This window comes from Roseicyclus sediminis (assembly GCF_025515305.1).
Taxonomy (GTDB): domain Bacteria; phylum Pseudomonadota; class Alphaproteobacteria; order Rhodobacterales; family Rhodobacteraceae; genus Roseibacterium; species Roseibacterium sediminis.
Genome location: NZ_JAOPHT010000002.1, coordinates 483,101 through 502,221, shown reverse-complemented (window position 1 = coordinate 502,221; position 19,121 = coordinate 483,101). Strand labels below are relative to the sequence as shown.

The window sequence follows — 19,121 nt, the reverse complement described above, 5'->3', positions numbered from 1 at the left end:
GTGCCATGGCAGATGCGCTAAACGCTCGGGGTATGATGACCCGTCGGGGAGGACGGTGGCACGTGTCGAACGTCAGGAACCTGCTGGCGAGACTTTCCATCTCGTAAGGACCAGCTCCTGAACGGACGTTCGTCCTTGGCGCCGCGGGCGACCGCTCGGAGCCCAAAGCGATCGTCGGAGAGCATCGCCTCATACAGACTAACCGCTTTCTAGCCGCCTACTAGCCGCCGTTTTGTTTCTGGATTTATAGCACTTTCAGAAGTGCTTCACCCAACTGTCGGCGGCGACGTAGATGGGAACCTCGTCAATGTCTTGGAAGTCAACTTCCGAACTCCTATTGTGAAAATCGCTTTCAACCTTTTCACCGTCGGGCACACAATGGCTGACTGCAAATTCACAAAACTTCCCCAGGATGGATTGCAAATGCACCTTCTCAAGATACAGGAATTGACCTGCCGGATTCACCTCAAGGAAGGTCACCTTTCCGTCACTGTCTTCCCTAAGGTCAAAGGCCGCGAATGATAAGCCCGCGGCCTTCATAAAATCCGAGAGTTTTGAAACTATCGTAGCATCCAAAGAATCTTCGACCCTCGAAACCGAGAGATCAATTCTCACATCATGGGGATATCGAGAACCTCGCATGTCAGCCATCGCAACAAAACACTCATTGCCAAACATTGTTACTCGATACTCCTTAGAGCCTTGCAAAAACTCTTGAAATATCGCTGGAGCGAAACGAAAGTTACCAGATTTCGACATGAGCACTTTGTCAAGCTCCCGGCAGGGCTGCCACAATGCCTCTGTTCCTGCGTGCATCTTCACGACAGCGCCACGCTCGAACTTCTCGGCTAGAACCGTTGCTTCAAATGGTGAGTTTGTCCAAGTTGTTTCGGGAGTATTCAAACCAACTTCGCCAGCAAGTTGCAATTGATAGATTTTGTTGTTGCACCGTTCCTGGGACCAAAAGTCGTTACACCAAAATCCCGTCTGACAAGTATAAAAAAACCCTCTCCAGAATGCTTCGAGCTCGACTTCTCTGAAGCGGATATATCTCTGGTCAATACTATTAGTGGTTTCGATTCGTGGGCGTCTATTCCACCAAAATCTTACACGATCGAAACAATAAATCCGCCCATCGCGCGTACGGATTTGAAGGCCTGATGCTAGATCGTATTTCGCAACATAATCGATTCCTAACTTAGAAACATCCAAGAGAATAACGCCATAGTCGGGGTTCAATGCTGTTAGAAACGCTAATGCGTGTTCGTCACCAGTATGACTTAATACAACAATCTCAGGGTGATGAACTTCACTACGCCCATTCCCATAATCAGATGTCATCGCGCGACTTGCTTATAGTGCTCCCGTCGTCGTGATATTTGAGAATGGTATGGCTAGCAAAATCGAAACCTCTAAGCGCCTCAGAGGAAAAATTCACTGACACGGCGGCATCTTTTTTCAAAATGAACCGTGCCAGCTCAGAGGTGTCAACCGTTTGGCTAGACACTAGGTCGTCGTTGTCGAACTCAATCTCATCGCCTTGGGGCGTGATGATTTTTGTTTTTGATTCAGTTGATGCCCCAACGATTTTTGCACCAATGATCACAGTGTAAGGTCCCACATTTACCTCCTATGCAAGATTCTCGTTTCATTTAGTGTACAGGTTTCGACTAAGACTGTCACCTCCCATTGCCGGACAGAAGCAGTGGAAAACTGGATGCATTTTTCCGCCTGGCTTTTTTTCGAACTTATGCGCAATGGGCGCCCTCCCGAGTGCTTGAAGACCTCGGTTGCCCTGCGCGACGGCTTTGTCCGCGATCCGGACGATTCTGAAGCCTGACAGCTACGGCCGGTACCGGAGGCAGTGGACCTTGGGCAGCATCGCAGCGATCGACTGCTGCGAGCCCAGCCAGCCCAGGTGAGGTAGCGCGGCGAATGACTGCCCTCAAGAAAGGCACGCCAGTCCGAGCGATGATAGTTCCCAGTCGGACGCCTGCGGCCGGAGGGTGATGAGAGATTATTCTTGCAGCTGCTATCGGAGAGCAAGCACTTGGGCGTGGAATGTCCGAGCAAGAGGACAAGAAGCGAGAAAGCTGAGCATACTAGGGCGTGCCAGTGAGGCGACGAGGATGTACTGCGATGACCGACACGGCCCCGATGATCAGACCAGCACTACGTCGCTACAGCGGCCTGATCCCGCGACCCGAACGATGGGAAGCCTATGAACCAAGGCGGGGTGACATCATTGTTTGTACACCTTCGAAAAGCGGTACGACTTGGACGCAGACGATGCTTGCCATGCTGCTTCATCGCGGCGCTGATCTGCCGATGAAGTTGCCTGCGCTTTCCCCTTGGATCGATGCCGATCTCGGAATTCCGGCCGATGATGTTTTTGCGGCGCTTGCGGCACAAACCGGGCGTCGCGTCGTAAAAACCCACACGCCGCTGGATGGCTTTCCAGTTTGGGACGGTGTCACTGTGATTACGGTTTATCGCCACCCGTTGGATGTCTTTTTCTCGCTTCGAAAACACTACGCCAACATGACGGTCGGGCGTCAGGACGACCCAATGCGTCAGCCCTTGCCGGATTCCATCCACCACTTCCTGTGCGGCGCACTCGACCTTGAGGACTACAGCAGCAGGACACTCGAGTCTGTGGCCGGGCACTATCTCGAGACGCTACAGACCGACAGAAGGCGAAGGCCGGCAATGCTGCACTACGCAGACATGATGGCGGATCGTCGTCGGACGGTCGGGCTGCTCGCAGAGATTGCCGATGTCGAGATCGACGAAACGCTGATAGACGTCGTTGTGGAGGCGTCTTCCTTCGGAGCCATGAAAGCGAAAGCGGCGGATTTTGCACCGGCTGGCGGGACGGGGTTCTTCAGAGCCGACGAGGGTTTTTTCGACTCTGCGCAGTCTCGGAAATGGCTCGGCCAGATGACCCAGGACGCGCTTGATCTTTACGAAACGCGGTTGGCCGACCATATACCGGATGCAAAGGCGCGTGCATGGCTCCAATATGGCAACCGCTCCAAGCCGACCGCTTCGTAACGGTTATCCAAACAAGCGCGGACAAGGGGCCGTCTGGCCAGTCGGCGGTTTTGTCCGCGAAGCAGTCCGCCGGCGGCCCCACGGTGTGCGGCCGCTATCGGGATCAGCAGACGTTCAGCGCGACCGTAACGATCGACGGCTGTGAGCCCATTTCAGCCGAGGCTCTAGATGGATCTCGCGGCCACAGCCTTCGCAAGTATAGGCTCTCCGCTGCCCTCAAATCCTAAATCTATCTTCCGCACCTCCGGCAGTTCGGATTGGGCGCGCACCGCTTGCTCCGTTGGCATTCTGGAAGGGCACACATGTCGAGCCGGAGACCTGAATAGCCCGGAAATTTTCATGTTCAACGGTATTGCGATGAGGAGCATCCGAGGCCGCTGTTCTGGCGCCGTCCAAGCCCGGGCAGCAGGCCTCGCAAGCCCACGTCAAAAACGTGTTATCCTGGCGCTAGCCGCCCGTACCGTGTGTCGGATCTTCGTCATTGTCCGGCAGGTCGGGTTCCGGTGCGTCTTCCGCGGGGCATTCCTCGCAAGGCAAGCCGCAGATGAAGTCATCGTAGTCCGCGAATGTTGTGTCTTCCGGATAGAAACCTTGGGCCGCGACCCACTCGAAGGCACGTGACTGGTTGAAGGTGATTGTCTCGGTCAACCCGTTCTCGCCGACAGGGTGAAAAGTACGCGTCCCGTCCGACTCCACGGTCAAAAGGCCCGGTCGAAAGACGCCGTTCACCGCCTCGTCGCATCTGCTGACGCCGACGACATCCGCCGATACCGGTCCGGCAAACAGTCCTGTGGCCAAAGCCGCCGCAATCAGAATTGCACGGTTTGTCATGAGCTTACCCTCCTAGCTTCCATACTCACCATGCCATATTTTTACATATAAAAAGGATGACATATTTGATCGTTGTCAAATACCATCAAATTTCTATTGACTGCTTTGGGCCAGCTTGGGCGGCTTCGCGATCGCCGTCGGCGAAGGACTCTATCCAAGGGTGCCACATGAGCAACTGTGCCAAGGCAAGCCAACCAGCAACCCAGGGACGTATCGCTGCACCAGCATCAGGCAGCTTGGTCCGCTGTGCCGTCGCCCGGCCTTCCCGCGGCGAACGTCCGGTCTCTGACGCAGCGGCCGTTCACGACAAGCGTAGCGAACGAGTCCTTCTAGCCCGGAGCAGTCGGGTATGTCCCACCGGGTAGTGTAAGAGGCCTCGCGTGGAGCCCTTGGCATCGCGCAGCGCGCGGCTGTGGGTGACGCTGGCGGTCACCGCCGATCTTGGGAGAAGGTACGGGGTGCGAGACCTGGAACCGAGGACGGAGACGACGATGACCGAATAGAGAATGGCGCTGATTGAGATGGTTGAGAAGCAGGCGGACGGCGATCTTGTTCGTGAGATGCTGGGCTTCGCTGCGGAGTGGATCATAGAGGCCGAGGTCAAGGCGCAGGCCGTCGCGGTCACCCGCAGTCTTTGAGCACCTCCGTCATGCGCATGACCGCAATCCCGGTCTAGGCCTAACGAAAGCAGCGGAACAGGTATGTCCGCCGCACTGGGAAACGCCGCCGTCAGGCCACGACGCGACCGCTTTGCGGTCTCATCCGCCCAGTTCCACCCGTCTGCGCGACCGCGGACGCCGCTTGGGGCGCAAAAAGCTTGTCCGGCGGGCACATTCTGACGATATTATGGCGAGGCCCGAGGCCACCGGGGCGATGTCGGGTTTGCTTATCGTTAAATTGATTTGGGGGATTCCTCATGTCGGCATTTCCCGTCCGCGCCTTCGCAGCCCTCGCTCTCTACGCGTTGCCCGTCGCGGCCATGGCGCAGGAGTTCGACGGCGTCTACGAATACGCTTTCTGCGACAACCCGCCGTTCGTCGCGCTGACGATCGCGGGCGCCGAGGTGTCCTATTACGACACACCCTGCACGCTGTCAGACGCCGCTCCGCAAGCCCAGCCCGCGGGCGCGATCCAATACACCATGGCCTGTGACCACGGCTCCGGCCCGCAGCCGCAAACGGTTGTCTTTTTCCGCGATGCCGAGGGCGCGCTTGTGCTGCGCTCCAACGGCTTGGAAGACCGCTTCGTCAACTGCACGGCTGACTAGCCGACAAGCGGGTGCTCGCGCCGCGATTGATCTCTTCCGCTACCTTGGTAGGATTTTTTCGATCCTAGAGGTGCTGTTCAGTCCCGGCATTTGGTGGATCGGATTTGAAGAATGCTACTGAGGACGCACCCATGGCACGCAGCGGCATTATCGCCTGGCTGACCGTTCGCCTCATGATGCGCGAAGGTCAGCAGAACGAGACCACTATCGCCGAGATGACCGAGGCGGAGGGGCGGCCTCCGATGCCGGGCGAGGCGTTTCGAGAGACCTTGCGGCGGCAATATCTCTGGACCGATGCGCAAGGCCAGCGCCATGTCGGCTGGCGGGTATGGCTGCTGCTCTGGGTCTTTCCGGCGCTGTTCGCGGTGGCGACTCTGCTATTGGGCGGTGTCGCGCTGGTGCAGACCCTTGGCTGGGAACGCGGCGAGGCCTATGTGCGGCAAGTCTACGCTTGGGAGGGCGAGACGCCCTTCGACCGCGGCGTGGTGCAGTATTCGCCTGTCCTGTGCTACGTCTGGACCGACGGGGCCGAGACCTGCGCCACCCCCGGACAACGTCACCGCGACTGGAATTTCGAGGTCGGCTCGCGTCATGCGGTGCTCTACGACCCTTCCGAGCGGGGGCAATTGCGGCTGGCCGAGGTGGGACAGCAGCGGATGCTGCCGCTTGCCATCGGCGGGATCGCTCTTGGCACCGCGCTTCTGGCGCTTTTGGGCCATGTCAGGCTGCGCCGCTGGCAAAGGGGCGGGGCCACGACCACTTCCTGACGGTGGCCTGCTTCAGGCGTGCTGCTGTTCTCGTCTTTCCGGGCGCCAACTCCGACCGCGACCTGGCAGGCCGTTCTCGTTGGCTGAAAGCAAGTCTGTTGGGGCGTCAATGACGATAAGGGGATACGACATACATCAACAACGCAATGCGCGCGGACCAAAGCGTTGTGGAAGACTAGGGATAGCATCCTTGCTGAGGATTGCGAGGGGGAGTGCTTATCTCTACTGTCGTTTAGCCACTCTGTCGGCACGTGAGACATCGGACACCAGCGCGGCGAATGTCCGGTTTGGCTTTTAGCCGATTTCACCGTCTTGAATGACCGCTTCGGGGAAACCGTGCTGCACCGCCGCGAGCCATTTCCTTCATCGGTCGAGCAGCCAAGGAGTGTGTCGCAGCACCTGCATAAGGCAGCATTGTCCGCAATGGAGACATTGGCGCAGGCCGTAGCGAATGACGGCTTCCCGCCCTGTGCGCCCTTGCCGTCGTTCTCGGCCCATACCGGACCTTGGTGATGACCGCAGCGAACGCCTGCTTCGAGCCCTGAGCGGTCGTCGCCTGATGTGCATGTCGCTCCTGTTCACTCGGGTATCACTTTACTGCTCCATCCTTTGCATACTAATGAGTAGTAAACACAAACATGTCCCGCAGCCGTGCAGCAGCCCACGAGCATCGCCATGAATAGACGACCAGAACCCAATCCGGACTCCCCCTGGCCAAAGCAGGAGGAGCGCGAACGCGACAGGATCGTCAAGCGGGATGCGGTCCTCGACACCGCGGTTCGCATGTTCAACGAAAAAGGCTTTCGCGCCACCTCAATCGACCAGGTCGCCATCGCCCTGAACGTGACGAAGCCTACGATCTATCACTATTTCTCCAACAAGGACGAGATCCTGTTCGAATGCGTTAGGAAGGGGCTGCAGGTCACGCTGGACGCGGCGCAGAAGGTGGAGAAGCAGGGCGGCAACGGTCTGGAGCGGCTGAAGTCCCTCATCCATGATTACGCAGTGATCGCCACGGAACCGTTCGGAAAATGCGTGACCCGCACCGCCGATCACGACCTGTCGGAGGCGAGCCGGAAGAAATTCAGGGGGCTCAAGCGGGAAACCGACTCAGTCATACGGAAGGTCGTGGTGTCGGGCATGCAGGACGGGTCAATCACGCCGGGTGATCCACGTCTTGTTACGTTCTGCGTCAGCGGGGCGCTGAACTGGATTTCACGTTGGTACGAACAGGATGGCAGCCTGTCGCCGGAGGAAATCGCGGAAACCTATGTGGAGATTCTCATCAACGGGCTTGCCCCCCGTCGGTAGACCGTGATGTCTCCCAATCGCGCTCCAACACTTAACCTGAACAATCCTTTTGACAACGCGAACGCGAGTCAGAATACTCGCGAGTAGAGTGGTTTCGGGTCAGTAGGATTCTTCGTTGCGACGTGTAATCGCGGCAGGTTGATCCCTGACTGCCCACTCTGGCGGCTTTGGAGGGGCCGTCAGCAAAACAGGGAGGAATACCATGAAGATGATCTGGAAAACCCAGCGCATGCAGGCACTTGCGGCTGCCTGTGCCGGCCTTGCCCTCGCCGCCAGCCCCGCAGCGGCCGAGGAGTTGAACTACTCTGTAGGGTTTGGGCCCAACTCGCTGTTCGCTCTGTCGGCGGACGCATATGCTGAGTACATGAACGAGATCTCGGATGGCGAGCTGACCATCCGCGTGTTTCCGCTGTCGCTCGTAAGCCTTGCCGAGATGGGGCCAGGCATCCGCGATGGCCTGACGGATCTCGGCTTCATGGCCGGCCCGTACTACCCCGCCGAGTTCGCCCATTCGAACTATCTTGCCGAGAACAGCCTGCGGCAGCTCCTGGCCGAGCCTACGGGACGGGAAGGCGCTGCCTATGCCGGGGCGATGACCGACTACATCATGAACGGTTGCCCAGAATGCCTCGATGAATATGCCGCGCAAAACCACGTCTACATGGGGCACATGTCGACCTCGCCCTATTTGTCGCTTTGCAATGATGTGACCATCGACAGCCTCGACGATGTGCAAGGTGTGCGCTTCCGCAGCGGCAGTTCCAGCTACCAGCGCATGGCCGAGCATTTCGGCGGTGTCGCGGTTCAACTCGCCGCCAGCGAAGCCTATGAGGCGATGAACCAGGGCATACTTGACTGCGCGTGGCTGGCGGCGAGCGACCTGACGAGCCTGCGCCTGATCGAGATCGTGGATTCGGTGACAGTACGGTTCCCCGGCACCGTCTACGGCGGCTCCCAGGCCAGCAACGTGAACCGCGACGTTTGGGCTGGATTGTCACCCGAGCAACGCGAGCTTCTGCTGCGCGGGGCCGCCTACATCAACGCCCACATGACGTGGTCCTATTACGAGCTTCAGGAAGAGAACCTCAACATGGCCCGCGAGCAGGGTATCGAGGTCATTGAACCCGATGCGGACATGATGAGCGCGGTGCAGGACTACGTCCGCGAGGATGTCCAGCTGGTCGGTCAGATCTATGCCGACAACTACGGCATCACCCGGACGGATGAGATCGCCAATGAGTTCGTGGAAGTCCTTGACCGCTGGAACGGTCTAGTAGCCGGGGTCGAGTCGGTCGATGACCTCGCCGAAATCTACTGGAACGAGATCTTTTCGAAGGTCGATCCAGAGACCTATGGCGTGAACTGAGCCGACCAGCTTCGGAAACGCTCATGAGTTCGGAGAGCCCCCGCGCATGCCGCGCGGAGGCTCGGTCTCTCCTGATCCATCCTTAGGTGTCGTCGTGCAGATAATAGGCCGCCTTTTGTCCCGTCTGAATGGGCTGGCGATCTGGTTCGGGACCATCGTCGTGTTCCTCCTGATCGTTCACGTCACGGCCGATGTCGGGCTGCGCTACCTGTTCAATTCCCCCTTGCCGGCCACGATCATGGTCGTATCGGTTTTTTACATGGTGCCCATCGTCTTCCTCCCGCTCGCGGCGGTCGAGGAGGAAGACGGCCACATCACGGTCGAGCTCATCTACGACTTGCTCGCTGCGTGGATCAAAAGAGTGCTGCGCGTCCTATCCCACCTGTTGTCGATCGCGGTTTTCGGTGCGCTTGCACTACGCACGTTCAACGAAGCGATGCTGAAATACGACACAGGCACCTTCGCCATGGAAGCCGGCCTGCGCATCCCGACATGGCCCGCATACTTCGCCCTACCGGTCGGGTTCGGCCTGATGCTGCTCGTCCTTTTCTACAAGTTGATCTGCGAGGTGACAGGCAAGCCGATGGCGCTGGGCTCGCGCCCGGAAGGTACTTCGCGAGAGTTGGATATCGCACAGAAGTTGCGCCGGGGAGGTGAGTAGCGTGGCGGACCAAAACACCGTCCTGATCCTTTTCGGATTGCTCTTCCTGCTGATCCTCCTGCGCATGCCGATCGGCGTGACGCTGATCGCGGTAGCCGTCGTCGGCATCGGCGAGTCCCTCAACTGGCGCATCGCCTGGGCCAGCCTCGGAACGGTCCCGTTCCAGTTCGCCTCCAACTGGGTGCTTAGCTCGGTGCCCACCTTCCTGTTCATGGGCTTCATCTGTTACCATGCAAAACTGACACAGGGGCTCTTCGAGGCCGCTCGAGTGTGGCTTTCGGCGCTGCCGGGCGGGCTCGCTGTGGCTTCAGTTTTCGGTTGCGCGGGTTTCGCTGCTGTTACGGGTTCTTCGGTGGCTTGTTCGGCGGCGATGGGCAAGGTTGCGGTGCCAGAGATGAGCGCACGCGGCTACAACGTGGGGCTGGCTACGGGTACCGTGGCGGCCTCGGGCACGATCGGCGCGCTCATCCCACCCTCCATTATTCTGATCCTTTACGGGATCATCGCGCAAGTCTCGATCAACCAGCTCTTTCTTGGCGGCATCGTCGCCGGACTTCTGACTGCGATGGCCTATGTGCTGGTCATAATCGTACGGGTGAAGCTCAACCCCGACCTCGCGCCGTCCTTTCACGAGGAGGTCACGGGAAGGGAACGTCTGAGAGCGCTCGCCAATACCTGGCCGGTTCTCCTGATCATCTGCGGCGTGTTCGGCGGCCTCTTCTCGGGTGTATTCACGCCGACGGAAGCGGGCGCAGTGGGTGCGTTCCTCTCCTGCGTGGTCAGCTTTTTCAAGGGCACCCTGACATGGCAGGCGCTGCGCACGTCCGCGCGCGAGACGCTGGTCACGACGAGTTCGCTTCTTGTCATCGCCATTGGTGCGAGTCTTTTGACCCGTTTTCTCGCGCTGTCGGGACTTGGCGATGTCCTGCTGGAGGCTGTGCTGGCGCTGGGCCTGCCGGCTGCAGCAATCATGGTCGGGATCGTGTGCGTTTATCTTCTGCTTGGCATGATCCTCGAGCCCATCGGGGCGATGCTGCTGACCCTGCCGATCGTCCTGCCGATAGTGGAGGAAACGGGCTATAGTCTGCTGTGGTTTGGGATCCTGCTGGCGAAGGTCCTCGAGGTAGGGATGATCACGCCCCCGGTGGGGATGAACGTCTATGTGATCAAGAGCGTGGTGGGAAAGCTCACGACGACGACGGCAATCTTCCGGGGCGTGATGTGGTTCGTGTTCGTGGACCTGCTAATTCTCGCGCTGATGATCGCCGTTCCGGGCCTCGTGCTGTTTCTGCCGCAACTGTTGGGCTGACAGGAGGGCGACAACAAAATATACTCATGAGTAACACAAAGACTCGCGGGTCGGAATCGGGGGTGACACCTGACCGCCTTCGTTGCGAAAGCGCCGGCCGCAAATCTGCAAGTTGAGGAAGACGACGATGAACACACAGGCCAAGGGTGGTATTTCCGGCGCGCCGACGCTCAATTTCGACATTCCCGCCGAGATCGTGCAACGGCGGCATGAATTCCGCGAGGTGCTGGATGCGGAAATCCGGGGTCCGGGAATAGAGCGCGATCCGAAGGGCCCGCTGAGCCTCGAAGAGCTTCAGCATTTCTACGGCATCCTCCAACAGACCGACATCATGCAGGCCAGCCTGCCCGAGGAAGTGGGCGGCACCAACCGGTCTTTCCTCGAGCGAGTGATCCTCGCCCAGGAATTCGTCCGAGCCTGGCCTTCGCTCGCGGTGACGGTAGACAGCCACAACATCGTGGTCGAGATCATTGCGCGCCAAGGAGCGCCATGGATGATCGAGCGCTATGTGCCGGGCGGGATCTCAGGTGAACTCATCATGGGGGACATGATGAGCGAACCAGAGGCCGGGTCGGACACCCGCAACCTCAAGACAAGGGCCGAGCTGCGGGATGGGCACTATGTCGTCAACGGCACCAAGATGTGGACTACGAATGGCGTATGGGCCCATGTCGCGATTCTGACGGCCGTAGTCGACGAGGAGGCGTATCGCCGCAAGCCATCGGAGGGGGTCGTCCACCTGCTCATGGACAAGTCAAGGGTCGACTGGGAGGTCAGCGACCTGCCGATCATCGGGCTCAAGGCTGGCACCACAGGAAAGATCAATTTCCTTGATGCCCGCGTACCCGAGGAATTCCTGTTTCACGACGCGGGCCAAGGCTACCGCGAGAACCTGATCGTGCGCGGATGGGCGCGTCTTCTGCTTGCCGCGTGGTCGGTGGGCCTGATGGAGGCGGCGATCGAGGATGCTACCGCCTTCGCGAAGGAACGCATCACCTTCGGCAAGAGCATCGCCGAGCACCAAATGATCCAGGACCTGATCGTGCAAATGCATGTCGACCTCGAGACAAGCAGATTGCTGACCTACAAGGCGGCCTCGCTCATGGACCGTGGCGAGCGCTGCGACTACGAACAGTGTCTCGCCAAGCTGCACTCTACCGAAGCGGTACAGCGCGTCACGGCCAACGCGATCCAGATCCTGGGCGGGCGCGGCCTGACGACCGAAGAGGGGTTTCTGACGGAACGGCACTACCGCGACGCCCGGTTTCTCACAATTGCCGAAGGCACTAGCCAGATCATGAAGCTGATCGTTGGGCGAAAAGCACTCGGCGTGTCCGCGATCTGACAACATCCAATCTGGGAGGAGAAGATGGACGGCGATATTCGCGATGCAGGACTTCGGGAAGAGGCGGCGAACAAATCCGTCCTTCCAATGGTCATCGAGACCCGGGCGGCGATACACGGGGACGCCGTCTATCTGCAAGACGCCGAAGGCTGTTATACCTACGCTGAGAGCCACGCGATTGGCCGCCGCTGGGCGCGTGCCTTCGAGGCACAGGGCATCGGACAGGAGGACCGCGTCCTCGTCATGATGCCCGTCTCCGTCGAGGCGGTCTTCGCATGGCTTGGGCTCGGTTGGATCGGGGCCGTAGAGACGCCGATAAACTACGAGTACAAGGGCGCGATGCTCGACTACATCATCAAGGATTCCGGAGCCCGGCTCCTCGTGGTGCATGCGAAGTATCTCGACTTGATCCGTACTGCCTCCGACGGGCTCGACATGCTCGATACCATCGTGATGGTGGGGGGCGACGGTGCGACGGACACGTCAGGCCTCGGTGGCGCCAAGGTGATCGCGCTGAACGACTTCTTGCAGGCCGGCCCGGAGCCCGAGGCACCGGTAAGACCACGCCTCTCGGACTTGGCCACGATCATGTACACATCCGGCACCACCGGGCCGTCAAAGGGGGTCATGGTGTCGTGGGGGCAGGTGTCGGAATGCTGCACGTGGACCATCCCGCTCGACAACCTCGACGAGACGGACAGCTACTACAATCCTTACCCGCTGTTTCATATTGCGGGGAAGCTTTCGATCTACACGATGGCGCTGGTCGGCGGGCGTGCCGTCCTGCGTGACAGGTTCAGCACCACAGAGTTCTGGAAGGACGTGAACGAATTCCAATGCACCGTCGCGATCCTCCTCGGCGCGGTCGCCAACTTCCTATACCGCCAGCCGGAGACGCCCGACGACGCGCAAAACGCGATGAAGAAGGTCCTGATGGTGCCGCTGATCGCCGATGTGGAAAAGTTCAAGAAGCGGTTCGATCTCGAGGTCTGCACATGCTGGAACATGACCGAGACTTCGAGCCCGATCGTTTCGCCGGGGTTCGACCTCGTGGACTCCGCCTCTTGTGGCCGTCCGCGTCCCGGCATGATCTGTCGTCTCGTCGATGATGAGGATTACGAGGTGCCCGTCGGGGAGCCAGGCGAACTGGTGATCCGCAGCGAGCAACCATGGACGCTTATGTCGGGCTATCTTGGCAAACCCGAAAAGACGGTCGAGGCGTGGCGCAACCAGTGGCTCCACACCGGCGACATCTTCACCCGGGATGCGGAAGGCAATTTCTACTATGTCGACCGCAAGAAGGACATGATCCGCCGCCGGGGCGAGAATGTTTCGTCCGTCGAGGTCGAGGCCGAGGTCGTCACCTTTGAGGGCGTGTTAGAATGCGCGGCCTATGGCGTGCCCTCTGAATTCGGCGAGGAGGAGATCATGGTCGCCCTTGTCTGCAAGCCTGGGCATAGCGTCGATGCGATTGCACTCAACGCCTACCTCAAGGAACGGCTGCCGAGGTTCATGGTCCCTAAATATCTCCGCATCATTCCGGAGATGCCTAAGACACCCACTAACAAGATCCGCAAGACCCAGCTTCGGGATGACGGGGTGACATCGGACACGTCCGTCTTTTGAGGTAACCTGATGCCATCCCCCGTATCGACCGGGGCACCGGCCGGTGCCAGCAAAGTGCTGCGCCCTGGTGTGCTGGCCGGGCTCTCCTGCATCGTGACCGGGGCCGGAACCGGGATCGGCCGGGCCATCTCGCTGCGCTTCTGCGCACTGGGTGCGAAGGTTTCGGGTATCGGGCGCCGCGCGGAGCCCCTGCATTCCGTCGCCATCGAGGCCGGGGCCGCGTTCACGGCCTTCCCCTGCGATATCCGCGACCGCGAGGCCGCCGCCAGCCTTATCGCGGACATCGGCGAGATGGCCGGTATCGATGTCCTTGTGAACAACGCGGGCGGGCAGTTTCCGTCACGGGCTGAGGAGATCTCCGCAAGAGGCTGGGACGCGGTGATCGACCTAAACCTGACGGCGCTGTTTTCGCTGACCCAGGCCGCATTCCCTTTCCTGTCCCGACACGGCGGGAGCGTGATCAACATGTCGATCACGCCTGTCGAGACCGGCGCGCCCGGGCTTGCGCATTCGGTTGCCGCCCGTGCCGGCGTGCTGGGGCTTACGCGCACGCTGGCGTTGGAATGGGCAGATCGGAACATTCGTCTGAACTGCGTCGCGCCGGGGATCGTGGCGACCGATGCTTACATAGCAAACTATCCCGTCGAAGCGCGCGACCGGCTGTCTGCGCGCCGTCCGATCGGCCGTGACACAACGCCCGAGGAGGTGGCCGAACTGGTTGCGTTCCTGGCCAGCCCGGCGGCGGCGCTGATGACGGGGCAGTTATTGCAAATGGACGGAGGTCTCGGCCTTGCCGGGACGACGATACTCGACGCGGGGGAAGATCATAGGCATGGCTGATGCGGTTTTGCTGGATGTGGAGGACGGGATTGCGTCGATCCGCCTAAACCGTCCCGACAGGCTCAATGTTCTGAGCGTTGAGGTGTCCGAAGGCCTACGCGATGCGGTCGATAGCGCGGTATCCGACGCCTCAGTGCGCGTGATCGTCCTGTCTGGTGAGGGGCGGTCCTTCATGGCCGGCGGAGACCTGAGGCACATGGCCGGGGCGTCCGACCGCGGCCGCGCCGCGCGTGAGTTGATCGATCCGATCCATGCCGCGCTCCTTCGGCTTTCCGGATCGGGTCAGATCACCATCGCTTCGGTGCATGGGCCGGTGGCCGGGGCCGGCCTGTCGATCGCCATGGGGCTCGACCTCGCCATCGCGGCCGAGAGCTCCGTGTTCCATTTCGCCTACTCCAGCGTGGCCGCTTCGCCGGATTGCGGTGGCACATGGGCGCTGCCACGGCTGGTGGGCCATCGCCGCGCTCTGCAGATCGCGCTTATCGAAGATGGCGGCATCCCAGCGGACCGCGCGCTGGAACTTGGCCTCATCTCGCGGGTCATTGCCGACGATAGCCTTACGGTGGAGACACGCAGGCTTGCCGAACGGCTGCGCGACGGCGCCGCGGTGGCACAGGCCGCGACCAAGCGGCTTTACCGGCAGGCGCTCGAAACGCCGTTCGCTGCGCAACTGGACGCCGAAGCCGAGGCCTTCGAAGCCTGCGCCCGGACCGATGATTTCGATGATGCAGTCGCCGCGTTCTTCGGTGGCAGCAGGCCGTCCGAAAAAGGAGGAAAGTCGGATGTCTGACACATGGCCCAATGCCGCGCGCGGCACAGAAGAAACCGGCATCCGTCGCGCCGCCGTTATCGGCGCGGGGTCAATGGGAGCGGGGATCGCCGCGCAATTCGCCAATGCCGGCATTCCCGTCGATCTTCTGGACCTTCCCGGCATCGGGCCGCAGAACCGCAACGCCCCGGCAGAGGCCGGTGTCACCCGGCAGCTTGGCATCGGCGGCTTTACGGTGCCGGAGGCAGCGGCGCTGGTTCGTCCCGGCAATGTCGAGGATCACCTCGGGCGGCTGTCAGCGGCCGACTGGATCATCGAGGCGGTCGTCGAGAACGCGGCGCTGAAGAAGGACCTCTACGCGCGGATTGCCCTTCATAGAAAACCGGACGCCATCGTCTCGTCGAATACCTCGACGCTCCTTCGCGGCACGCTCACTTCGGAAATGTCGGACGATGTCGCGTCGCACTTCCTAATCACCCATTTCTTCAACCCACCAAGGCACATGGAACTGCTCGAGGTCGTCGCGGACCCGGATGTGCCAGACGAGATCGTGGAGCGTGTCCACCGGGCCGGTCGCGCGGTGCTGGGCAAGACGACCGTTGCCTGCTTCGATACGCCCGGTTTCATCGCCAATCGCATTGGCTGCTACTGGATGGCCGTCGCCGCGATCGAGGCTGAGCGCCATGCCCTGCGCGTAGAGGAGGCTGACGCCGTGCTGGCGGTGTTCGGCGTGCCGAGAACCGGCATTTTCGGCCTTCTCGATCTGGTAGGTCTCGACCTCGTCCCACCGGTCTGGGGCAGCCTGGCGCACAGTCTCCCCGCGCATGACGCCATCCATCGGCATGACCTGTCCACCCACCCGATCGTGTTGCGACAACTCGAGGCCGGGCGGCTCGGCCGGAAGTCGGGCGACGGCTTCTTTCGCAACGACAAGACCGGGACGCGCGAGGCGCTGGACCTCGAGATAGGAGAATACCGGCCATTGGCGCTTGTCGCGGCCGCAGACCTGCCAGCGGCGGGCCGCGATCCCAAGGCCTTGATTGACGCCGCTGGCCGTTACGGGGACTACGCGTGGTCCGTCTTCAGCCATCTGGTGGTGTACGCGGCCGAGACGGTGGAGGAGATCGCACAAAGCGCCGATGCGCTCGATACCGCAGTGTCCCTTGGGTATGGCTGGCGTCAGGGGCCGTTTGCGCTCGCCGAACGGGTCGGTCTCTCGGATATCGCGGCGCGTCTTGCTGCCGAGGGCAGACGCGTGCCCGTTGAATTGCAGCGCGCGGCCCTGCGGGGCACCTTCCTCATAAATGGCCAACTCACAGCAGAGGGACGTAGGGCGCCTCGCATCATACAGGAAACGCCGGTGGCACGCCTCGAAGATGCTGGCGACGGTATCGGGATCTTCCGGCTGACCTCCAAAATGGGTGTCATCGGGCCAGAAACCTTCGATGTTCTCGAGGCAGCGCTCGACAAGGCTGGTGGCGACTTGCGCGCTCTGGTCATCGCCGGAGAAACACGCCGGGCCTTTTCTGCCGGTGTGAACCTCCGGCATTTTCTGAGCCTAATGGACCGTGCCGACGCGCTCGACGCCTTTCTCGAACGCGGGCAGCGAGCCTATGAGCGCCTCCGGCTGGCGCCTGTACCCGTAGTTGCGGCCGTGCGTGGTCTGGCACTCGGGGGAGGTTGTGAACTGATGCTGCATTGCGATGCCGTGGTGGCCCATGTCGAAACGAGGATCGGCTTGCCGGAGGCCACGCTCGGCATCCTCCCCGGCTGGGGCGGATGCACGAGGATGCTGGACCGCTGCCTTTCACTCGGGGCTGCGGACCCAACTGCGGCTGCAGCGCGGGCCTTCACAATCCTTCGGGCTGGAACCGTCGCCGCGAATGCACGCGAGGCGCAAAGCATCGGGTATCTCGACCGCACGGCGGCGATCGCGATGCATCTCGATGACGTGGAGCGCGTCGCGATCGAGATGGCGAACCGCATGGCCGAGGGCTATCGAGCGCCCGAACCGGCCGCGATCTCGCTTGCCGGGGGCGCGGCGGCGGCGATGCTCATGGCCGGAGTGCCGCCGCTGTCCGACACGGACGCGGATTGGCATGAGACGGTCGGCCGCGATATGGCGGCGGTACTGACCGGACAGCCGGGCGGCGAGGCGCCATGGTCGGCGGCGCCATCCCAGATGCATGTACTCGAACGCGCCGCGGTGCTGCGCATGGTCGGGCGGCCTCAGACCCGCGCCGCGATCGACCGGATCGTGGCCTGATGGCGGCGGAAACGAAAGGAACGCGACATGCCGCAAGGTCCCGTTGAAACAACGTCAGGCGACATTCCGCAATTGCCGTCGCTATCCCTCCGCGTCGAGGGCGAGATCGGCTACCTTGGACTCAACCGGCCGGACACGCTGAACGCCTTCGACATGGCCATGATCGAAGACATCACGGCGGCGGCCGAATGGTTCGACGCCCGGCGCGACGTCAAGGTGGTGTTGGTCTACTCGACCGGGCGGGCCTTTTCCTCCGGCTTCCATCTCGACCAGTTCCGCAATGCCGACGCCGAGGCTGTGGCGCGCAATATCGACACTGGGCGGCGCATGATCGACACGCTCGAACGCATGCGCCCCCTCACTGTCTGCGCGGCGAACGGGCACTGTATCGGCGGTGGATTGATCCTCCTGCTGGCCGGCGATTTCCGGTATGCATCACACGATCTATCCTGCCTACTGCCCGAGACGCACCTTGGCATACCGCTTCCTTGGGGGGGGGTGCCGCGGCTGGTGCGGGAGGTCGGATCAGTCCGTGCCGCCGAAATCGTCCTACTGGGTAAGCGGTCGGCCGCTGCTGCGCTGAAGGATTTTGGCATCCTGAACGACGTGGTCGAGCCACAGGCACTGTTTGAGCATGCGGACGGCGTAGCGAGGCAACTTTGCCAGTTGTCCCGCTTCGTGCTCGAGACCACCAAGGCCCAACTGCGTGCCGCCAAGGAACACATGGCCTCCACCGACCTCTCGGTACCAGAGGAGAACGCCGTGCGGATCGGGATGTCCGATCCCGAAAGCATTCTCGTCCGGAAACGGCGCCTCGGGCGTCCAAGCAGTTGAGGCGGGCGGGTGTGTGTGCGAGCACGACGCTGCCAGTGTCCCTCATTTTGACCCGTCCGATGAATTATTGTGCTACGGCCCCACATTCGATTTCTGCAGTAGCGGCAACGAACAAGCCGAGCGTCCTCATGGTCTGTCTGGGGTGCTTGCGGCTGGTTGGCGTGGAGTCTTCAGGCTCTGTCACTTCCTTAGACCTAGTCGAGTTTCCGTTTCAGTGCCGCATCTGGCCTGTCTCAGCTTAAGGAAAAAGGACTCATCGAAGCACCGTGGAATGTAGCCCCTCGTGCGCGTCTGCTTCAGCACAAGAAACGAGATTAGGAAGCTGCTTCGTTTCCAAGACTGGCTTTGGAGCAGATTTGGCGAAGGTCAGCTCCGTCCGCACTGCGGCCGCTGATGCTAGCCAATCCGAACGGCAGCTTCGTCGCCTACGACATGCCGGAGGCGACAGACCTAGCGGTGGGGATCATGGCGCTGGTGGCCCAGCAGGAGCGCGATGCGATCTCGCGGTGGACGAGGGAGGCGCTGGCGGCGGCGAAGGTGCGAGGGGTGAAGCTCGGCAACCCGAACGGCGCAGCGGCGCTGAGGCGGGCGGGGAAGGGTGGGGCGGCGCTTCGTGACACTATTCGACAGAACGCCGACGAGCATGCGGCTGCGCTGGCGCCGGTGGTCGAGGCGCTGAGGACGGAAGGCCACACGACGCTGCGTGCCATGGCAGATGCGCTAAACGCTCGGGGTATGATGACCCGGCGCGGCGGACGGTGGTACGTTTCGAACGTCAGGAACCTGTTACAGCGAATTGGCCGAAAATGCGAGAACGCTTCGTGATGGGGCCCTCTGCGGCATGGAAACCGCAGCTATGAACTTCATTCTGTCGA

The 19,121-nt window shown here is 61.0% G+C and carries 18 protein-coding genes; 15 read left to right on the top strand and 3 right to left on the bottom strand.

Annotated elements, in window-relative coordinates; translation table 11 throughout:
* Window positions 1–255: 255 nt before the first annotated feature.
* On the bottom strand, window positions 256–1,341 hold the full coding sequence (locus N8I71_RS04890; protein WP_262876814.1) for an ATP-grasp domain-containing protein: 1,086 nt from the start codon (window positions 1,339–1,341) through the stop codon (window positions 256–258).
* Window positions 1,331–1,621 (bottom strand): hypothetical protein, encoded by a 291-nt coding sequence (locus N8I71_RS04885; RefSeq protein WP_262876813.1) that lies wholly within the window; start codon window positions 1,619–1,621, stop codon window positions 1,331–1,333. Before N8I71_RS04885 ends, N8I71_RS04890 begins: the two co-directional genes overlap by 11 nt.
* A 518-nt stretch (window positions 1,622–2,139) precedes the next feature.
* Here N8I71_RS04885 and N8I71_RS04880 point away from each other — a divergent pair.
* Complete coding sequence (locus N8I71_RS04880; RefSeq protein ID WP_262876812.1) at window positions 2,140–3,054, top strand: sulfotransferase domain-containing protein; 915 nt, start codon at window positions 2,140–2,142, stop codon at window positions 3,052–3,054.
* Between the two features lie 447 nt (window positions 3,055–3,501).
* Here the strand turns inward: N8I71_RS04880 and N8I71_RS04875 are convergent, their stop codons facing one another.
* Entirely contained in the window at window positions 3,502–3,885 is a 384-nt protein-coding gene (locus N8I71_RS04875; protein WP_262876811.1) for a hypothetical protein, read from the bottom strand.
* A 506-nt stretch (window positions 3,886–4,391) separates the two neighbouring features.
* On the opposite strand from N8I71_RS04875, the gene N8I71_RS04870 reads away from it, so the two are divergent.
* The 14 genes from N8I71_RS04870 (at window position 4,392) to N8I71_RS04805 (ending at window position 19,071) form a co-directional block, all read left to right on the top strand.
* Window positions 4,392–4,523, top strand: a complete 132-nt coding sequence (locus N8I71_RS04870) for a hypothetical protein (protein WP_262876825.1) — start codon at window positions 4,392–4,394, stop codon at window positions 4,521–4,523.
* Window positions 4,524–4,801: 278 nt separating this feature from the next.
* Complete coding sequence (locus tag N8I71_RS04865; protein WP_262876810.1) at window positions 4,802–5,152, top strand: hypothetical protein; 351 nt, start codon at window positions 4,802–4,804, stop codon at window positions 5,150–5,152.
* A 131-nt stretch (window positions 5,153–5,283) separates the two neighbouring features.
* Window positions 5,284–5,919, top strand: coding sequence for a DUF3592 domain-containing protein (locus tag N8I71_RS04860; RefSeq protein ID WP_262876809.1), 636 nt, complete (start codon window positions 5,284–5,286; stop codon window positions 5,917–5,919).
* Between the two features lie 675 nt (window positions 5,920–6,594).
* Window positions 6,595–7,230 carry a TetR/AcrR family transcriptional regulator gene (locus N8I71_RS04855; RefSeq protein ID WP_262876808.1) on the top strand — a complete coding sequence of 212 codons (636 nt, stop codon included), beginning with the start codon at window positions 6,595–6,597 and terminating at the stop codon, window positions 7,228–7,230.
* Between the two features lie 202 nt (window positions 7,231–7,432).
* Window positions 7,433–8,596, top strand: coding sequence for a C4-dicarboxylate TRAP transporter substrate-binding protein (locus N8I71_RS04850; protein WP_262876807.1), 1,164 nt, complete (start codon window positions 7,433–7,435; stop codon window positions 8,594–8,596).
* Between the two features lie 46 nt (window positions 8,597–8,642).
* A complete protein-coding gene (locus N8I71_RS04845; protein WP_262876806.1) occupies window positions 8,643–9,257 on the top strand; it encodes a TRAP transporter small permease in 615 nt (204 codons plus the stop codon).
* 1 nt (window position 9,258) lies between these two features.
* The gene (locus N8I71_RS04840; protein ID WP_262876805.1) at window positions 9,259–10,566 is read left to right on the top strand and encodes a TRAP transporter large permease; all 1,308 of its coding nucleotides are present in this window, start codon (window positions 9,259–9,261) and stop codon (window positions 10,564–10,566) included.
* Window positions 10,567–10,693: 127 nt separating this feature from the next.
* Window positions 10,694–11,911 carry an acyl-CoA dehydrogenase family protein gene (locus N8I71_RS04835; protein ID WP_262876804.1) on the top strand — a complete coding sequence of 406 codons (1,218 nt, stop codon included), beginning with the start codon at window positions 10,694–10,696 and terminating at the stop codon, window positions 11,909–11,911.
* Window positions 11,912–11,935: 24 nt separating this feature from the next.
* Window positions 11,936–13,537 (top strand): AMP-binding protein, encoded by a 1,602-nt coding sequence (locus N8I71_RS04830; protein ID WP_262876803.1) that lies wholly within the window; start codon window positions 11,936–11,938, stop codon window positions 13,535–13,537.
* 54 nt (window positions 13,538–13,591) lie between these two features.
* Window positions 13,592–14,377, top strand: coding sequence for an SDR family oxidoreductase (locus tag N8I71_RS04825; protein ID WP_262876802.1), 786 nt, complete (start codon window positions 13,592–13,594; stop codon window positions 14,375–14,377).
* Window positions 14,370–15,167 (top strand): enoyl-CoA hydratase/isomerase family protein, encoded by a 798-nt coding sequence (locus N8I71_RS04820; RefSeq protein WP_262876801.1) that lies wholly within the window; start codon window positions 14,370–14,372, stop codon window positions 15,165–15,167. Before N8I71_RS04825 ends, N8I71_RS04820 begins: the two co-directional genes overlap by 8 nt.
* The gene (locus N8I71_RS04815; protein WP_262876800.1) at window positions 15,160–17,412 is read left to right on the top strand and encodes a 3-hydroxyacyl-CoA dehydrogenase/enoyl-CoA hydratase family protein; all 2,253 of its coding nucleotides are present in this window, start codon (window positions 15,160–15,162) and stop codon (window positions 17,410–17,412) included. The genes N8I71_RS04820 and N8I71_RS04815 overlap by 8 nt, the downstream gene beginning before the upstream one ends.
* 27 nt (window positions 17,413–17,439) lie before the next feature.
* On the top strand, window positions 17,440–18,246 hold the full coding sequence (locus tag N8I71_RS04810) for an enoyl-CoA hydratase/isomerase family protein (RefSeq protein ID WP_262876799.1): 807 nt from the start codon (window positions 17,440–17,442) through the stop codon (window positions 18,244–18,246).
* A 393-nt stretch (window positions 18,247–18,639) separates the two neighbouring features.
* The gene (locus N8I71_RS04805) at window positions 18,640–19,071 is read left to right on the top strand and encodes a serine integrase family protein (RefSeq protein WP_262876798.1); all 432 of its coding nucleotides are present in this window, start codon (window positions 18,640–18,642) and stop codon (window positions 19,069–19,071) included.
* Window positions 19,072–19,121: the final 50 nt, after the last annotated feature.

Excerpts from the sequence above, each read along its gene's own strand:
- N8I71_RS04805 (WP_262876798.1), top strand. The coding sequence starts at position 18,640 with ATGCTAGCCAATCCGAACGGCAGCTTCGTCGCCTACGACATGCCGGAG.
- N8I71_RS04890 (WP_262876814.1), bottom strand. The coding sequence starts at position 1,341 with ATGACATCTGATTATGGGAATGGGCGTAGTGAAGTTCATCACCCTGAG.
- N8I71_RS04820 (WP_262876801.1), top strand. The coding sequence starts at position 14,370 with ATGGCTGATGCGGTTTTGCTGGATGTGGAGGACGGGATTGCGTCGATC.
- N8I71_RS04855 (WP_262876808.1), top strand. The coding sequence starts at position 6,595 with ATGAATAGACGACCAGAACCCAATCCGGACTCCCCCTGGCCAAAGCAG.
- N8I71_RS04810 (WP_262876799.1), top strand. The coding sequence starts at position 17,440 with ATGCCGCAAGGTCCCGTTGAAACAACGTCAGGCGACATTCCGCAATTG.
- N8I71_RS04860 (WP_262876809.1), top strand. The coding sequence starts at position 5,284 with ATGGCACGCAGCGGCATTATCGCCTGGCTGACCGTTCGCCTCATGATG.
- N8I71_RS04835 (WP_262876804.1), top strand. The coding sequence starts at position 10,694 with ATGAACACACAGGCCAAGGGTGGTATTTCCGGCGCGCCGACGCTCAAT.
- N8I71_RS04870 (WP_262876825.1), top strand. The coding sequence starts at position 4,392 with ATGGCGCTGATTGAGATGGTTGAGAAGCAGGCGGACGGCGATCTTGTT.
- N8I71_RS04850 (WP_262876807.1), top strand. The coding sequence starts at position 7,433 with ATGAAGATGATCTGGAAAACCCAGCGCATGCAGGCACTTGCGGCTGCC.
- N8I71_RS04875 (WP_262876811.1), bottom strand. The coding sequence starts at position 3,885 with ATGACAAACCGTGCAATTCTGATTGCGGCGGCTTTGGCCACAGGACTG.
- N8I71_RS04815 (WP_262876800.1), top strand. The coding sequence starts at position 15,160 with ATGTCTGACACATGGCCCAATGCCGCGCGCGGCACAGAAGAAACCGGC.
- N8I71_RS04880 (WP_262876812.1), top strand. The coding sequence starts at position 2,140 with ATGACCGACACGGCCCCGATGATCAGACCAGCACTACGTCGCTACAGC.
- N8I71_RS04830 (WP_262876803.1), top strand. The coding sequence starts at position 11,936 with ATGGACGGCGATATTCGCGATGCAGGACTTCGGGAAGAGGCGGCGAAC.
- N8I71_RS04865 (WP_262876810.1), top strand. The coding sequence starts at position 4,802 with ATGTCGGCATTTCCCGTCCGCGCCTTCGCAGCCCTCGCTCTCTACGCG.
- N8I71_RS04845 (WP_262876806.1), top strand. The coding sequence starts at position 8,643 with ATGCCGCGCGGAGGCTCGGTCTCTCCTGATCCATCCTTAGGTGTCGTC.